General features: G+C 61.5%; 25 protein-coding genes. 18 read left to right on the top strand and 7 right to left on the bottom strand.

The features are described 5' to 3' along the window. Positions 1-102: 102 nt before the first annotated feature. The 7 genes from ACDI39_RS04925 to ACDI39_RS04895 all read right to left on the bottom strand — a co-directional run bounded on the left by ACDI39_RS04925 (position 103) and on the right by ACDI39_RS04895 (position 3,532). Positions 103-318, bottom strand: a complete 216-nt coding sequence (locus ACDI39_RS04925) for a hypothetical protein (RefSeq protein WP_486537870.1) — start codon at positions 316-318, stop codon at positions 103-105. Next, the gene (locus ACDI39_RS04920) at positions 315-506 is read right to left on the bottom strand and encodes a hypothetical protein (RefSeq protein ID WP_486537868.1); all 192 of its coding nucleotides are present in this window, start codon (positions 504-506) and stop codon (positions 315-317) included. Before ACDI39_RS04920 ends, ACDI39_RS04925 begins: the two co-directional genes overlap by 4 nt. Beyond that, positions 503-922: a hypothetical protein gene (locus ACDI39_RS04915; protein ID WP_486537866.1), complete on the bottom strand. Its 420-nt coding sequence runs from the start codon at positions 920-922 to the stop codon at positions 503-505. Before ACDI39_RS04915 ends, ACDI39_RS04920 begins: the two co-directional genes overlap by 4 nt. A gap of 20 nt (positions 923-942) precedes the next feature. Further along, complete coding sequence (locus ACDI39_RS04910) at positions 943-1,236, bottom strand: DUF551 domain-containing protein (protein ID WP_486537864.1); 294 nt, start codon at positions 1,234-1,236, stop codon at positions 943-945. Continuing rightward, entirely contained in the window at positions 1,233-1,520 is a 288-nt protein-coding gene (locus tag ACDI39_RS04905; RefSeq protein ID WP_486537862.1) for a hypothetical protein, read from the bottom strand. The genes ACDI39_RS04910 and ACDI39_RS04905 overlap by 4 nt, the downstream gene beginning before the upstream one ends. Before the next feature lie 561 nt (positions 1,521-2,081). Continuing rightward, positions 2,082-2,270 (bottom strand): hypothetical protein, encoded by a 189-nt coding sequence (locus tag ACDI39_RS04900; protein ID WP_486537860.1) that lies wholly within the window; start codon positions 2,268-2,270, stop codon positions 2,082-2,084. A gap of 593 nt (positions 2,271-2,863) precedes the next feature. After that, a complete protein-coding gene (locus tag ACDI39_RS04895) occupies positions 2,864-3,532 on the bottom strand; it encodes a S24 family peptidase (RefSeq protein ID WP_486538953.1) in 669 nt (222 codons plus the stop codon). Positions 3,533-3,720: 188 nt separating this feature from the next. On the opposite strand from ACDI39_RS04895, the gene ACDI39_RS04890 reads away from it, so the two are divergent. The 18 genes from ACDI39_RS04890 (at position 3,721) to ACDI39_RS04805 (ending at position 14,083) form a co-directional block, all read left to right on the top strand. Next, on the top strand, positions 3,721-3,960 hold the full coding sequence (locus ACDI39_RS04890) for a carph-isopro domain-containing protein (protein WP_332774401.1): 240 nt from the start codon (positions 3,721-3,723) through the stop codon (positions 3,958-3,960). A 30-nt stretch (positions 3,961-3,990) separates the two neighbouring features. Then, complete coding sequence (locus ACDI39_RS04885; RefSeq protein WP_027907665.1) at positions 3,991-4,179, top strand: hypothetical protein; 189 nt, start codon at positions 3,991-3,993, stop codon at positions 4,177-4,179. A gap of 285 nt (positions 4,180-4,464) precedes the next feature. Beyond that, positions 4,465-5,331 (top strand): replication protein, encoded by an 867-nt coding sequence (locus tag ACDI39_RS04880; RefSeq protein ID WP_486537857.1) that lies wholly within the window; start codon positions 4,465-4,467, stop codon positions 5,329-5,331. Further along, positions 5,321-6,127 carry an ATP-binding protein gene (locus ACDI39_RS04875; RefSeq protein ID WP_486537855.1) on the top strand — a complete coding sequence of 269 codons (807 nt, stop codon included), beginning with the start codon at positions 5,321-5,323 and terminating at the stop codon, positions 6,125-6,127. Before ACDI39_RS04880 ends, ACDI39_RS04875 begins: the two co-directional genes overlap by 11 nt. Further along, positions 6,127-6,318 carry a hypothetical protein gene (locus ACDI39_RS04870; RefSeq protein WP_486537853.1) on the top strand — a complete coding sequence of 64 codons (192 nt, stop codon included), beginning with the start codon at positions 6,127-6,129 and terminating at the stop codon, positions 6,316-6,318. The genes ACDI39_RS04875 and ACDI39_RS04870 overlap by 1 nt, the downstream gene beginning before the upstream one ends. After that, complete coding sequence (locus ACDI39_RS04865) at positions 6,315-6,785, top strand: hypothetical protein (RefSeq protein WP_486537851.1); 471 nt, start codon at positions 6,315-6,317, stop codon at positions 6,783-6,785. Before ACDI39_RS04870 ends, ACDI39_RS04865 begins: the two co-directional genes overlap by 4 nt. After that, on the top strand, positions 6,782-7,387 hold the full coding sequence (locus tag ACDI39_RS04860) for a recombination protein NinG (protein ID WP_486537849.1): 606 nt from the start codon (positions 6,782-6,784) through the stop codon (positions 7,385-7,387). Before ACDI39_RS04865 ends, ACDI39_RS04860 begins: the two co-directional genes overlap by 4 nt. Positions 7,388-7,532: 145 nt before the next feature. After that, positions 7,533-7,898 carry an antiterminator Q family protein gene (locus ACDI39_RS04855; protein WP_486537847.1) on the top strand — a complete coding sequence of 122 codons (366 nt, stop codon included), beginning with the start codon at positions 7,533-7,535 and terminating at the stop codon, positions 7,896-7,898. A gap of 166 nt (positions 7,899-8,064) precedes the next feature. After that, positions 8,065-8,310 (top strand): holin, encoded by a 246-nt coding sequence (locus ACDI39_RS04850; protein WP_253080000.1) that lies wholly within the window; start codon positions 8,065-8,067, stop codon positions 8,308-8,310. Continuing rightward, the gene (locus ACDI39_RS04845; RefSeq protein ID WP_486537844.1) at positions 8,307-8,831 is read left to right on the top strand and encodes a glycoside hydrolase family protein; all 525 of its coding nucleotides are present in this window, start codon (positions 8,307-8,309) and stop codon (positions 8,829-8,831) included. The genes ACDI39_RS04850 and ACDI39_RS04845 overlap by 4 nt, the downstream gene beginning before the upstream one ends. Further along, positions 8,828-9,010, top strand: coding sequence for a hypothetical protein (locus ACDI39_RS04840; protein ID WP_253099495.1), 183 nt, complete (start codon positions 8,828-8,830; stop codon positions 9,008-9,010). The genes ACDI39_RS04845 and ACDI39_RS04840 overlap by 4 nt, the downstream gene beginning before the upstream one ends. Next, the gene (locus ACDI39_RS04835; RefSeq protein WP_486537842.1) at positions 9,007-9,483 is read left to right on the top strand and encodes a lysis system i-spanin subunit Rz; all 477 of its coding nucleotides are present in this window, start codon (positions 9,007-9,009) and stop codon (positions 9,481-9,483) included. The genes ACDI39_RS04840 and ACDI39_RS04835 overlap by 4 nt, the downstream gene beginning before the upstream one ends. Next, the gene (locus ACDI39_RS04830; protein ID WP_486537840.1) at positions 9,480-9,737 is read left to right on the top strand and encodes a hypothetical protein; all 258 of its coding nucleotides are present in this window, start codon (positions 9,480-9,482) and stop codon (positions 9,735-9,737) included. The genes ACDI39_RS04835 and ACDI39_RS04830 overlap by 4 nt, the downstream gene beginning before the upstream one ends. Positions 9,738-9,744: 7 nt before the next feature. Then, positions 9,745-10,287: a terminase small subunit gene (locus ACDI39_RS04825; protein ID WP_486537838.1), complete on the top strand. Its 543-nt coding sequence runs from the start codon at positions 9,745-9,747 to the stop codon at positions 10,285-10,287. Further along, the gene (locus tag ACDI39_RS04820) at positions 10,265-11,761 is read left to right on the top strand and encodes a terminase (RefSeq protein ID WP_486537836.1); all 1,497 of its coding nucleotides are present in this window, start codon (positions 10,265-10,267) and stop codon (positions 11,759-11,761) included. Before ACDI39_RS04825 ends, ACDI39_RS04820 begins: the two co-directional genes overlap by 23 nt. A 40-nt stretch (positions 11,762-11,801) precedes the next feature. Further along, entirely contained in the window at positions 11,802-12,092 is a 291-nt protein-coding gene (locus ACDI39_RS04815; protein WP_486537834.1) for a hypothetical protein, read from the top strand. Positions 12,093-12,094: 2 nt separating this feature from the next. Then, positions 12,095-13,783 carry a portal protein gene (locus tag ACDI39_RS04810; RefSeq protein WP_486537832.1) on the top strand — a complete coding sequence of 563 codons (1,689 nt, stop codon included), beginning with the start codon at positions 12,095-12,097 and terminating at the stop codon, positions 13,781-13,783. Continuing rightward, positions 13,784-14,083 (top strand): Bbp19 family protein, encoded by a 300-nt coding sequence (locus ACDI39_RS04805; protein WP_486537830.1) that lies wholly within the window; start codon positions 13,784-13,786, stop codon positions 14,081-14,083.

Here is a 14,083-nt window from a genome sequence, read left to right as displayed (position 1 = left end):
TGATGCTGCCGGCCAATGCGCTGGCGAGCATGAAGAAGGTCCAGGCGAAGAGCATGGAGAAGGATCCGCGCCAGAACGCCAAGCGTCTGGCCTGTTGGCGGTTCACGTGCGGACCTCGTAGGCCAGTGTGCACATGCCGCAGAGGTAAGCCCGGCCAGACCAGGCCGCTGGGTTCTCGATGTGGGCTAGGCGCGCCTGGTTCATGGCGTCCTCCAAGGTCAGGCCCTTGAACACCATCAGGATTCGGTCGTCTGGCACGGCCTGGGCGACCTCGGCAACCTGGTCGTCGATGATCGACGGGAAAATCGGCGCGGTCATGCAGCCTCCTTGCGCCCATCAACGATCTTGTTGAGGCGCCCGCAGTAGTGGTTGAACTCTTCGATGGTTATGCGCTGGTCAACCAGCATTTCGGTCAATAGCTTGAGAACCATGGAGTGCCAGGACATGGGTGTCGCTGGGTCGGCCATGGCGTCTAGCTCCTGATCGATCAGGACATGCGGGCTCATTGCTCGGCCTCGGCCTGCGCCAACACTCCCTCTTTCGCGAAGGGCGTGAGTAGCGTCCGCGCAATCTCCTGCAGCATGGCGTCGGGGTTGGCCACGCTCATGATTTCATCGGCAGCTGCTGCGGCATCGCTGGTGATCTTGAAGTGCGCAGCCAGGACCAGCCGCCCCAGAGCCGAGCTGCTGATCTCCGAGAGGCCGAGCTGACCCATCACGAACTCATCCACCGCCTGGGCGAAGCGTTCGTAGGTGACGCCCTGCTGCCGAAAGTTGCGCTGGAACACCACGTCGCGGCGCTCCATCAGCTCGGCGATGCCGTCGTCGATCCAGCGCGCCTCAGCCTCCTCAGCAGCGCTTTCGCTCACCGCCGGAGGCAACTGGTTGTCGTACTGCCATTGTGCTGCTCGAAGTGCGCCCATGGTCGCCTCCAGGTGGTGGGTTACTCGGTGGGTGGGGAAGGGAGGGGTTGCCAGTGGGTGACGTCGCGGTCATTGATTGGCTCATACCATCCCGCGTACTCGGCGCTCTCTTTGACGTCATACCAACCGAAAGCCTCGGTGATACCGTCCTCTTCGCCGCAATCATCATCAGGGTTGTACAGCCCATAGCCATTCAGGTACTGAGCAGAGAACACGAACGTCTGCCCTTCGACGACAGCGCAGACGATGTACTCTTTTGCTGTTCCTGATAGCTGCTCCGGCAGCCTGTCGCTGCACTTGATCCAGCCGCTCATGGCTTCACCCGGGCGGCTAGCGAGATACCGCCTGGAGAATTCGGCAGAGGTGTCGCCCAGTTCTTTTCGAAGTCGGACATGGCAGCAGCTGGCGAATCGCCGAACCCGGCTACACCGTTTTGCAGGTCTTCACCGTACAGCGCGCACCATTGGTTTCCGTCGATGCTCAGGGTTGGGCGGTAAAGAACCGAAGGGCTGGAGGCGTTTTCGGCGATCGCGTGAAAGCAGAGCATCGCATTGTGCTCGATGGCGCTACAGGCCATGAGGCTGTGTTCGTCTTTCATGGTTGATCCTCTGGACCGCATTGGCCAGGAGCCAGGCGCGGTGACCAAACCCACCGTGAAAGGTGGCCTGGCGCCTGCCAATGCGGTCGTATGTGAAGGGAAGGGGATGCGGGATGCATCGGAGTGTGATCTGTCGCGTCCAAGCCGGTCGCCAGGTTTAACGCCGCGTAACCGGTTTTCATCTACCCCCGCGCTGGGGCAGCTACTTACTTGGCAGATCACACTCCGATGCAGCCTGCGATGGGGAGCAGGGCATCGGGCCAGTCTTTCCTGGCAGTCAAGGGATAGGTGGTGTTGATGGCCGGTGCTGATCTCCGGCTTCGCTGGCGCTCCTAGCTCAGGCCGTTTCCGGCGGCCTAGTCTCCTGGCTCTTACCTGCGATCTCATGCCATCCAGCAATGACACCCGCCGCGACAACTGGCGGGCTTACCCGTGCGCCTCAGCCTGCGCATTCATCAACACCGCAGAGCGCCCTGTCTGTCTCCCCCTGAACTGTCTATGGGGCAGGGCGCTCTGCGCTGGTGATGAAGTCCCGCATGGGCGGGCACTTGGTGTTGGTTGTTACTGCTGCTCGACGGCGTCCGCCATAGCGCGAAGCTGATCTGCGCTGATAAAGATCGGCGCGTCAGCGTGCTGAACGTCGATGCAGATACCGAGAACTCGGCCTGGCATTTGAATGCCAGGTTCAACCTCGATGCTTTCGCAGGTCCATGAGTTCTGCTCCATCACCTGGTGGAAAATGTCGCTCATCGTCTTGCCCTCCAGGGCTGTGGTTCAGTTGTAAGCTTCTGGTTTACAACTCGTTGATTTCCCTGATGCCCCTCATGAGAATGGCATCGAGGAAATCTGCCGCGACCCGCTACTGGCGTCGGTCGCTGGCTCAAATCTCTATGTCAAAGAACTTGGTTCCAGTCGGTCCCGCTTTCCGGGGCTGGGAGATCACTTCGCTGATCCCGTGCTATCTGGCGGCTTCACCAGTCGTGTGTGGGCCTCTTGAGGCCCTGTGCAGGACCTGAGTCGCTGCGTTGAGGTAAATATGTACCAACGGTTCACAACGGTCAAGTACCAAAAGTACATAAATTTTCCATGGGTACAAAAAAACCCGCTCAAGGCGGGCTCGGGTAGGAGGGTCATGGTCGTCGGTAATTGTCGTGCTGCTCGCCGTAATTAGGCTTCAGTCTGAAAGCGTACGGATCTCGTTCAATAATGGTCGCGGCAGCGCCTATGACATTCAGTAGGCAGAACCCAATAAGCGCTATGCGGACCGTCCCTGGCTCTGCCTTGTAAGCGCAGAATCCAAGCCCGAGGGCGAAAATGATCATCACAATGGCCATGGCATCACCTCAAAGCAGGACGGAGTACCAAAAGACCTTGCCGATAACCGAGATGGAGCAATCGGCCAGTTCATCGGCGCTGTACTCCTCGTCAGGATATTCGTCCTGGTTGAAGCTGCGGAAGCGAAGGCCACCGCCGGGCATCCTGTAGAGGACCTTCACGCGAAGCTCGCCGCCGTGATTGATGGCATACATCTTCCCGTCGCGAATGGCGGTGGAGCCTTGATCGACGCCTACAGTGCTGCCATCAGGGAGCACTGGCTCCATGCTGTTTCCGCGAACGGTGACGCAAACCGCCTGATCAAACTGGACGCCCTGGTTGCGCAGCGTTTGCTTGCCAAAGCGCAGCTTTCGGTTGGTTGAAATCTCAATAACCGTTCGGCCAGACCCAGCCGCAAGCTCCATTTCCTTCAGGAACGGCACATACACCTCGTCGTCATCCAATGGCGTGGCATCGTCCCAAACAGAAATGGGGCCGATCAGCGTTGCATTGCTCGTTACCTCGCTTTTCGGGCGCGGAGCTGCTGATGACCCGTCGTCGATCATCGCCCCGCGCCCGTACTCGAGCCATTCGATACGGACCCCGAGAGCCGAAGCCAGGGCGATCATCTTGGCGCCGCCAGGCATCGTCTCACCATTTAGCCACTTGCTGCTGGCCTTCGCAGTTACTCCAGCCATAGCCGCCAGTCGGGCGCCGGCGCCCCACGCTGGGATGCCTTTTGACGCAAGGGCTTCTTTCAGGCGCGCCGCAAAGGCCGCCCGCAACTCTTCTATATGAACCATAGGTTCAATGTCGCATGTACTTGCATGTACTTTCAGTTCCGACATAATATGTACTTACAGTTCATATTCCGTTTGGAGGCCCCATGCAGGAGCTCAAGAAGGCAATCGATGACGCTGGCGGTGTGACCGCCGTAGCGCTCGCTTGCGGGAAAACGCCGCGCGCCGTCTACAAGTGGCTCACCGCTGGCTGCCTCCCGCGCACCGAATACACCGGCGAAACCAAGTACGCCGAGAAGATCGCCGCCCTCGCGAAGGCCAACGGTAAACCGTTCAAGGCCCAGCGCTTGCTTGCGGCGACCGCCCCAACCAAGACAGCTGCTTAACCAATTCCAACCGCAAGGAGCAATACCTGCATGTACGCCAACCGCAATCACCTGCATGACCGTGAGATCAAGGTCCGGGTCGATGAGGACACATTCGAGCTGATCCAGGCCCTGGCGAAGTTCCACCGAACCCAGCGAGCGGTGCTTTGCCGCGAACTGCTGGAAGCACAACTGGCTGCTCTGGCCTCGGAGAATACCGGCGATCAGCACGTGGCCTGAAGGCCCGGAGGAGGCCCCATGCCGATTGAACAGATCGGATTGGATCAGGGGTTGATGGAACAGCTTGAGCGAGAGGCGGAACGGAGAGGGATTAGCCCTGAAGCCTTAGCAGCAGAGTTGCTTCGTCGAGAGCTGGCCAACCGAACGAAGCCCCGGAATCCGCGGGGGACAGTAGCACCGTTTCACAGGAGGGCCTGAACAGGCCCTGATAAGCCCGGAGGTCGGGCACAAAAAAGCCGACGGGCAAGGTCGGCGTTTTCGTTACAGCGATAAGTGAGAGAGATCATGACAAACATCGTTTCAATTGACAAGTCCAGGGGGTTCACCCGTATGGACAACCAGCTGATGGATGGCCTGATGGCTATCGACCTGTCAGCGCGCGAAATGAAGATCGTGCTGTATGTGGCCAAGGCCACCCTGAACTTCAACGAGGGCGCCCAACGTATCCCGGCCACGGCGATTGCCAAAGCCACCCACATTCACCCTGACACCGTGTCCAAGGCAATCTCCAGCCTGCTGCGCCGACGGGTTCTGTTCCGTGATGGTGGAGCCCGTGGTGATATCGGCCTGTGCGACCCGAAAGAGTGGGTGTTTGTGGAAGATCCGAAACAGACCAAATCGTCTGACTCGGCTCAAATCGTCCGAATCGGATCTTCCTCGAAACAGACCAAAACCGACGACTCCCTTCTCTATTCCAAGAATAAAACCCCCTATGTAAATCTTCCTTCGGAAGATATTACATCCCCCCCCAAGGCTCTGGACGAGGCTTCGGCCCCGGAAGCAAAACCGGACCGCAAAGCGCCGTTCGGTAAGACGCAAATGTTGGCCGACAACCCCCACGGCCTGGACGAATCCCTGATCGCGGATTACCTGGCTGTCCGCAAGGCCAAGCGGGCTTCGATGTCCGCTCGAATCTGGTCCGGCCTGAACGCCAAGCTGGAGAAGTGCAAGGCTTTCGGTGTTCAGCCGTCCCAGGCGATGGCTATCGCGATTGAAAACGGCTGGCAGGGGTTTGAAGTCGAGTGGATCGTGAAGCGCGTGGGCGCTCGAGCTCAGGCAGATCATGCCCAGCAATCCCGCCACCATGGCTTTGCCGACCGAGACTACACCGCCGGCCTGAAGATGCGAGAGGACGGTAGCTATGCGCTCTGAGAAAACCGTTCCAGCCAATGAAGCACCACCACCTGTTCGCACTCAGCCGGCGAACTGCGAGAAGCATGGCCCGTTCGATCAAAGCGTGATCTTGGTTCTTGATCGAGAGCTGCGAGGTGGTTGCCCGGAGTGTCACCGCATTGCCAACGAGGAGCGGGAACAGCGCCAGAAGGCCCAGGAAACGTATACAAGGCGTTTGGCGATCTCGCGCAAGCTTGGGGATGCCCTGATCCCGAAGCGCTTCGAGAAACGAACCCTGGCGAACTACAAAGCCGAATGCGAAGGGCAGCGCAAAGCACTGAGTTTCTGCCGGCACTACGTAAAAATCTTCGATGAGATTGCCGAGACAGGTCGCTGCATGGTCCTGATCGGTAAACCTGGAACTGGGAAGACCCACCTTGGCGTAGCCATTGCCAATGAGCTGCTGCACAAGAGCTCTCGTACGGCCGTATACCGGACGGTGGGGTCAGTCCTTCAGGCTATTCGCGCCACCTACGATCGCTACAGCGAGCGTAGCGAGGCCGACATCTTGGCCAGCCTTGTCACTCCCGACCTGCTGGTGCTGGACGAGGTGGGCGTGAGCAAGGAGCTGCCGAGCGACTTCGAGCTGACGACCCTGTTCGCAATCATCAATGGCCGCTACGAGCAGATGCGACCCACTGTGGTGATTTCCAACCTGGACGCCGGCCAGCTGCCGATGGCCATGGGCGAGCGCTGCGTCGACCGTCTGCGCGAAGGAAATCTGATCGTCGTCCCGTTTGACTGGGAATCGCATCGCGGCAAGGAGGGTATCTGATGACCCCTGCACAAGAAATCACAATCGCCCAGCTCAAGGGCCAGGGCTTCGCACAGGTCGTGGAGGGCCGCGAAATCGTCCGCATGACCAAGGGCGCAGACCGCCGTGTCGTTATGGCTGATGGCAGCCAGAAGCGCGCCCACCACGTTGAGTTTGAGCGCGCCGAGCGGTCGGCCGGGGAGGGCGTATGACAGAGAAGATCAGCGTGAACAGTCAGGCCAAGCTGTCCGAGGCGGTGACCATGCTCACCCGCATGTTCCGCGACAAGAAGTTCGTCGTGGTGAGCATGCGCCCGGGCAAGGACCGAACCTTGGACCAGAACGCCCTGTGGTTCGCGTTCTACAAGCGCATCTCCGAGATGACCCAGATCGGTGACCCATCGGAGGCCCGCAAGTACTGCAAGCTGCACCACGGCGTGCAGATCTTGCTGAACGAGGACCAGGACTTCCAGGCGGCCTGGTATCGCGTCATGCGCCACCTCTCCTACGAGGAGAAACTGGACATGATGGGTGACTGCAAGCTGTTCGGGCCAGACGGTATGCCTGTGACCAGCCTGTTCAATCGCGCCCAGGGCATCGCATACACCGAGCGGGTAGTTGCGGACTTCTCGGCCCGTGGCGTGGTGTTCAGCGATCTGCTTGGGGAGGAGGCGGCATGAGTCTGACCAAGGAGATCAAGCCGAAGAAGTGCAGGGCGCCAGGTTGCGGCAAGCGCTTCAAGCCAATCCTGTCGACGCAGAAGGCCTGTAGCCATGCCTGTGCGCTGGCCATGGCCAAAGACCCGAAGCTGCAGAAGGTTGCCGCCAAGGCCATCACCAAGCAGGCCAGGGAAGACCTCAAGGCGCGCCGTGAGAAGCTGAAGACGAAGGGCGACCACCTGCGGGAGGCTCAGCAGGCTTTCAATGCGTACATCCGCGAGCGGGACGCCGGCCTGCCGTGCATCAGCTGCGACTCAACGCCGAGCGACCACGACCTCATCACCGGCAGCCGCTGGGATGCCGGTCATTATCGGTCTGTAGCTGCCTGCCCAGAGCTCCGCTTCGAGCCCCTAAATGTCCACAGGCAGTGCGTCAAATGCAATCGAAACATGTCTGGGAACGTCGTCGAGTATCGCATCCGATTGGTGAAGCGTATCGGCACCGATGCCGTCGAGTGGCTGGAAGGCCCGCACGCCGCCTGCAAGTACACCATCGATGACCTGAAGGCCATCAAGGCTCTATACCAGGCTAAAACCAAAGCCCTGAGAAAGGAGGCTGCATGACACCAGTGTCGGGATTTCTGGCTCTGTCCGTGCTCATGGCATTAGGTGGCGTGGCTCTATCTTGGGCTGGAGCGATTCGCCGCAAGCGGATCGAGGAAGAGCGAACCCTCTCAACTTCATACGCAAAACTACGCAAGGGGGCGTGATGAAGCAGATAGACACCGTTTACCTGTTGACCCAATGGGGGATCTGGTTGCGCTACGGCGATGGCCTGCCAAGGTATGTATCTCCCCAGTACGCACTCATGCGTGACAATGTGGAGCAGCTGTCTTCTGCTCCGGTGGCGGTGATATCTGAAGATATGTGCATGATGATGGATGGCATCGTCGCCCGGCTGATGCTGCGCAACAGAGAGATGGGGGAGGCCTTAGCCATCTACTACAGCTGGGGCGTCAGCTATGCGGTTCTTGGTAGGGCCATGGGCATACCGAAGACCAGGGCAGAGTCACTGGTTAAGTCGGGAGAGGTGTGGGTAGACGCTGTGCTTGATGATCGCCTAGCTGCTGCTTGAAACGTCCGGACGGTTGATGTAATTTACCCATCAAATTGCGGTTTTACCGCTTCCGACAAGCCCGGCCATTGCGCTGGGCTTTTTGTTGACTTGAATTTGACCCCGCCACCGAGCGGGGTTTCGCGTTTCTGGAGGCCCCATGAACGCCCCAGGCAGGAGTACCCCCATGTCGAAACCGGAAGGCATCGTAGAAGTGGTCGGCGCCTCGGTGGCGAACAAGGGCATGCTGGTCGGCGCCACGACTGGCGTGGCCGGCTGGCTCACCCAGGTCAACTGGATAGGCGTTGCCGGCGTAGCCATCGCGCTGCTGGGCTTCCTGGTCAGCACCTGGTTCCAGATCCGGCGTGATCGGCGCGAGGCCCGCGAGAGCGAGGCCCGCATCCAGGCCCTGCGGGATCAGTGCCAGCGATGAGCGCTCGCCAACGCATTGCGGTCGGCTTTCTGACCATGAGCCTGGCCGGATTCGGTGCCTGGAAGGCGCATGAGGGCTTCACCGGCGTGGCGGTCATCCCCACCCAGGGCGACGTGCCTACCATCGGCCACGGCAGCACCCGCTACGAGGACGGCTCCCGCGTCCGTCTGGGCGACACCATCACCCGCCAGCGCGCTGAAGTCCTGGCCCGCAACCTGCTGACCCAGGACGAGAAGTTGTTCGCCGCCAGCCTGCCGGGCGTGAAGCTGTTCCAGGACGAGTTCGACCTGTACATGGACTTCGTGGGGCAGTACGGAATCACCAACTGGCGGTCGTCCTCGATGCGCCGCGACCTGCTGGCCGGCAACTACGTCCAGGCCTGCCACGACCTGCTCAAGTGGCGCAGGGCCGCCGGCTACGACTGCTCCACCACGATCAATGGCCAGCCGAACAAGCGCTGCTGGGGCGTCTGGCAACGTCAGCTCGATCGCCACGCCAAGTGCCTGGAGGCCCAGCAATGACCCCGATGAACGTCTCCATGCCAGTCCTGCTGGACGAGCACGGTCACCTGCACTACTGCGATGCAGGCTTGCCCGATGGCTACGTTGAGCGCGTGCTGAAGGTCTACGCCGGTATCGCCTGCGCCTCGCTGCTGGCGTTCGCCGGCTTCCTGCTGGTCACCTTGCCGGTGGCAGCATGAACCGCTACCTGATCGCCGCCCTGGTTGCCTGCGGACTGCTCATGTACGGCGGCTGGCAGAAGATGCAGCGCCAGAGCGACCAGCTCGAGCAGCAGGCCCAGGCCATCGACACACTGCAACGTGCCGCCGAGTCTCGCCGCAATACCCAGCGCCTGCTGACCCAGCTCGATACCGAACACACCCAGGAGCGCGAACGTGCGAACCAGACCAATGCCGATCTGCGTGCTGCTGTCGCTGCTGGTGAGCGCCGGCTGTCAGTCCTCGCCACCAGCTGCACCACTGTGCGAGCCACCACCACCACCACCACCACCACCGCCGCCACCGGCCTGGATGATGATCAAGCGCGAGCCGAACTTGACCCAGCGGCTGCTGAACGAATTGTCGCCATCGCCAACGACGGTGACGACACCATCCGCCAACTGACCGCCTTGCAGGACTATGTCCGCATGGCCTGCACAGGACCAGCGCAATGACCACTTACGAAGTAGGAACCCCTGACGGCATCTTGCACACCATCGAGGCGATAACCCACGTCCGCGACTCCAATGGCCTGACCTTGTTGGTCGATGGCGGCAAGGCGGTAGCCATGTTCCCGGTGTTCAGCTGGATGCGACTGGCTCCGTATGTCGTCGAGCCTGGTACGGGGACCACCGAGGTGATCAGCACCGAAGCCGGCGAAACCACCACCAGCGGCGAGGTTGCAGCCCCGGCCGCCAGCGGCGAGTGATTTACCCATGGCCCTGACAGCCAAGCAGCAGCGTTTCGTCGTCGAGTACCTGGTCGACCTGAACGCCACCCAGGCTGCCATCAGGGCCGGATACGCTCCAGCCAGGGCCAGGGAGCAGGCCTACCAGCTCATGAAGAAGCCAGAGATCAAGGCGGCCATCGAGAAGGCCATGGGCGATCGCAACGAGCGCCTGAAGGTTGATGCGGACTATGTGCTGCGGCGGTTGACTGAGATCGATCAACTTGACGTGATCGATATCATCAACGATGACCTGACGCTGCGGCCGTTGAGCGAATGGCCCAAGGCGTGGCGCCTGTCGCTATCCGGGATGGATATCACTGAGATAGGCCGGGCCACCGAGGATGCCAGCGCAGCCATGGCCTTCCTCAAGAAGATCAAATGGCCGGACAAGGTCCGCAACCTGGAACTCATGGGCAAGCACGTCAACGTGAACGCCTTCAAGGACCAGGTCGATGTGACCGTGACCGGTCTTTCGGCGCGGATGGCCAAGGCCAAGGAGCGTGTGCGTGACCGCTCCAGTCGAGGTTGACGACGAGCAACTGCTGGTCGACGACATTGTCGGCTTCGCTGATGATCCGCTGGGATACGTGCTCTATGCGTTCCCGTGGGGAGAAGAAGGCACAGAGCTGGCCAACAAGACCGGTCCCCGCGATTGGCAGGTCGACGTACTCGAGTCGATCGGCGAGCAGGTTCGGGCCGGCGCCAAGGATCTGGGCGAGGTAATCCGCGAGGCGGTGGCCAGCGGCCACGGCATCGGCAAGTCGGCGCTGGTGTCCTGGATCATCCTGTGGGCCTTGAGCACAGCGGTTGATACCCGCGGCGTCGTTACGGCCAACACCGAAAGCCAGCTGCGTACCAAGACCTGGCCCGAGGTAGCCAAGTGGCACCGGCTGTCGATCAATAGCCACTGGTTCAAGCTCGTAGGCACGGCCCTCTTCAGCACAGAGCCCGGCCACGACAAGAACTGGCGCATCGACGCGGTGCCTTGGTCCGACACCAACACCGAGGCATTCGCCGGCCTGCACAACGAAGGCAAGCGCATCCTGCTGATCTTCGATGAGGCTTCTGCCATCGCCGACCTGGTGTGGGAAGTGGCAGAGGGCGCGCTGACCGACGCCGACACTGAGATCATCTGGGCAGCCTTCGGCAACCCAACCCGAAATACCGGGCGCTTCCGCGAGTGCTTCACCAAGTACAAGCACCGCTGGCGGCACCGCCAGGTCGACAGCCGCACCGTCGACGGCACCAACAAGACACAGATCGCCAAGTGGATCGCCGACTACGGCGAGGACAGCGACTTCGTCCGTATCCGCGTACGCGGCATGTTCCCGAGGGCTTCTGACTTGCAGCTCATTCCAACCGACTGGGTGGCCGAGGCCATGCGGCGCGAAGCCGTGTTCGGCATGGACGATGCCCTGGTGTGCGGCATCGACATCGCCCGCGGCGGCATGGACAACAACGTGATCCGCTTCCGGCGCGGCATGGATGCCAAGAGCATCAAGCCGATCAAGATCCCGGGCAGTGAAACGCGGGACACCACCAAGTTCATCGCCCGGGTGTGCACCGAGGTGGCGGAGCGAAAGCCCGACGCGGTGTTCGTCGACTCGACAGGCGTTGGCGGCCCCATTGCTGACCAGCTACGCCGGCTCCTTCCAGGCGTGGTGATCATCGATGTGAACTTCGCCAGCCAGGCCCCGGACCGGCACTACGCCAACATGCGGACCTGGATCTGGTGGCGCATGCGCGAGGCCATCAAGTTGGGCTTGGCCATCGAGCAAGACACCGAACTCGAAGCCGAACTGACCAGCCCCGAGTACACGCACAACGCGCACGACCAGCTGGCCCTGGAGAAAAAGGCCGACATCAAGAAACGCCTGGGCATCAGTCCAGACGACGGAGACGCGCTGGCCCTGACCTTCACCATGCCGGTGATGAAGGCCCAGTACCAAGGCGGGCGAGGGGGCAGTAGCCACCAGTCCGACTACGACCCATTCAACAGTTGAGGTAACAGCCATGTGTGGTGGCGGCGGACTTGGCGGCATTGTGGACACCATCAAGAAGATCGACCCCTTGCGGGGCGGGGACGTAGTCCTCGACAAGTTGGGCCTGCCCAACCTGCTGGGCGACGAGAACGGCCTGATGACCAGCAACGACATGGTGTTGCAATCGGGATCGCCAACGACCGAGCAGGCCACCAACGTTGCCGTTGATGTCCAGGCGGCCCGCGACGACGAGAAGCGCCGCCGCGCGGCCGCTGCCGGCATGTCCAGCACCATCCTGGGTGGTTCGATGGCCGGCACCCAGACCGCTCGCAAGACCTTGCTGGGGCAATGACCATGACCGCAGAGAGCCCACGCAAGCAGGCCGAGAAGCGCCTTGCCTCGCTCAAGAACGAGCGTTCGTCGTGGGAGCCGGGCTGGCGCGAGCTGTCGGACTTCATCCAGCCCCTGCGCTCCCGCGTGCTGTGTGACGACACCAACCGTGGTGATCGCACCACGAACAAGATCATCAACAACACGGCCACCATGGCCAACCGGACCCAGGCGTCTGGCATGGTCAGCGGCATCACTTCGCCGGCGCGCCCATGGTTCAACCTGAAGCCGGTGGCCAGGGCCATCATGGAGTTCGGCCCGGTCAAGTCCTGGTTCTACGAGTGCACCCAGCGGATGCGGGATGTGTTCCTGCGCTCCAACCTGTACCAGGTGTTGCCCACCTGCTACCTGGAGATGGGTTCCTTCGGTACCGGCTGCATTTGGGTTGATGAAGACCCCGTGACGGTGATTCGCTGCGAGGCCTTCACCATCGGCGAGTACTACGTCGCCAACGGAGCCAGTGGCCGGGTTGACTCGATCTACGTGGAGTTCAAGTGGACGGCCAACCAACTGGCCGAGAAGTACGGCAGGGATGTGCTCAGCCCGACAGCCAAGAGCCTGCTCGAGGGCAACAACGGCGACACGCTGATCAGCTGCGTCCAGATGGTTGAGCCGAACCGTAGTCACGACCCGAACAAGCGTGGCGCCCGCAACATGCCGTTCAAGTCTCTGGTCTGGGAGTGCGGCGCGCCAGGCGACATGGTGCTCGAACATCGCGGGTATCACGAGTTCCCGGCCATGGTTCCGCGCTGGGATCTACTTCCGGGTGACGCCTACGGGTATGGTCCTGGCAAGGTCAGTCTGGGCGACAACAAGGCGCTGCAACTGTTGGAGCGCCGGGCGGCCCGCATGGTCGACACCGGATCGAACCCGCCTTTGCAGGCCCCGGCCGAGCTGAAGGGCATGCCGAGTAGCACCATCCCCGGCGGCGTCACCTACGTACCGATGATCGGCGGCCAGAACCAGATGACGCCGATCTACGAGCCGAATCCGGCATGGCTGAATCCGGTCGAGGCCAAGATCCAGCAGCACGCCGCCCGGATCAACCAGGCGTTCTTCGCCGATCTGTTCCTGATGGTCAGCCAGCTGGACACCGTGCGCACCGCCACCGAGATCGCGGCGCGCAAGGAAGAAAAGATGCTGATGCTGGGCCCGGTGCTCGAGCGCATCAACGACGAACTGCTCGACCCGCTGATCGACCGCACCTTCAACATCATGCTGCGCCAGTCGCTGCCGATCTGGCAGGGCATCATCGAGGGCGAGCCGTTGCTGCCTGAGCCGCCCGAAGAGCTGATGCAGACCGAGATCCAGGCCGAGTACGTCTCGATCCTGGCCCAGGCCCAGAAGTCGCTGAATGTGACCGGCCTGGAGCGCTTCGCCGCCTTTGCCGGCAACCTGTCTGGCGCCTTCCCCGAGGTCCGAGACAAGCTCAATGCCGACCAGATGGTCGACGAGTACGCCGACGCCATTGGCGCGGTACCCACCGTGGTTCGTGGCGACGATGAGGTCGACGCGATCCGCCAGCAGCGCAACCAGCAAGCCCAGATGCAGCAGGCGGCCCAGGCCATCGGCAGCACCATCCAGGGCGCCAAGCTCCTTTCCGAAACCGAGGTCACCCCAGACAACGCGCTGGGCCGGATGCTGGGGGCCTAAATGGATGACAACGACGAGATCCTGCTCAAGCGGAAGGAAGAGGAGCGCCTGCAGCAAATGCAGGCCGAGCAGGACTTCAAGTGGCTGATGGGCGACGCCCGAGGCCGCCGCCTGGTCTGGGCAGAGCTCTCCGCTGCCCGCGTCTTCCACCCGGTCTTCGACCAGAACAACGCCCAGATGGCCTTCAACGAGGGCAATCGCCAGTACGGCCTGCGCCTGCTGGAGCGAGTCCACGCCCTGTGCCCGCACCTGTACCCGGTGATGGTTCAGGAGAACACCACGGTCAGCAAAGAGGAATGA

It is taken from the genome of Pseudomonas sp. Tun-23181 (assembly GCF_057415455.1).
Note: the sequence above shows the minus strand (reverse complement) of the source record. Positions and strands in the feature narration are given on the sequence as shown.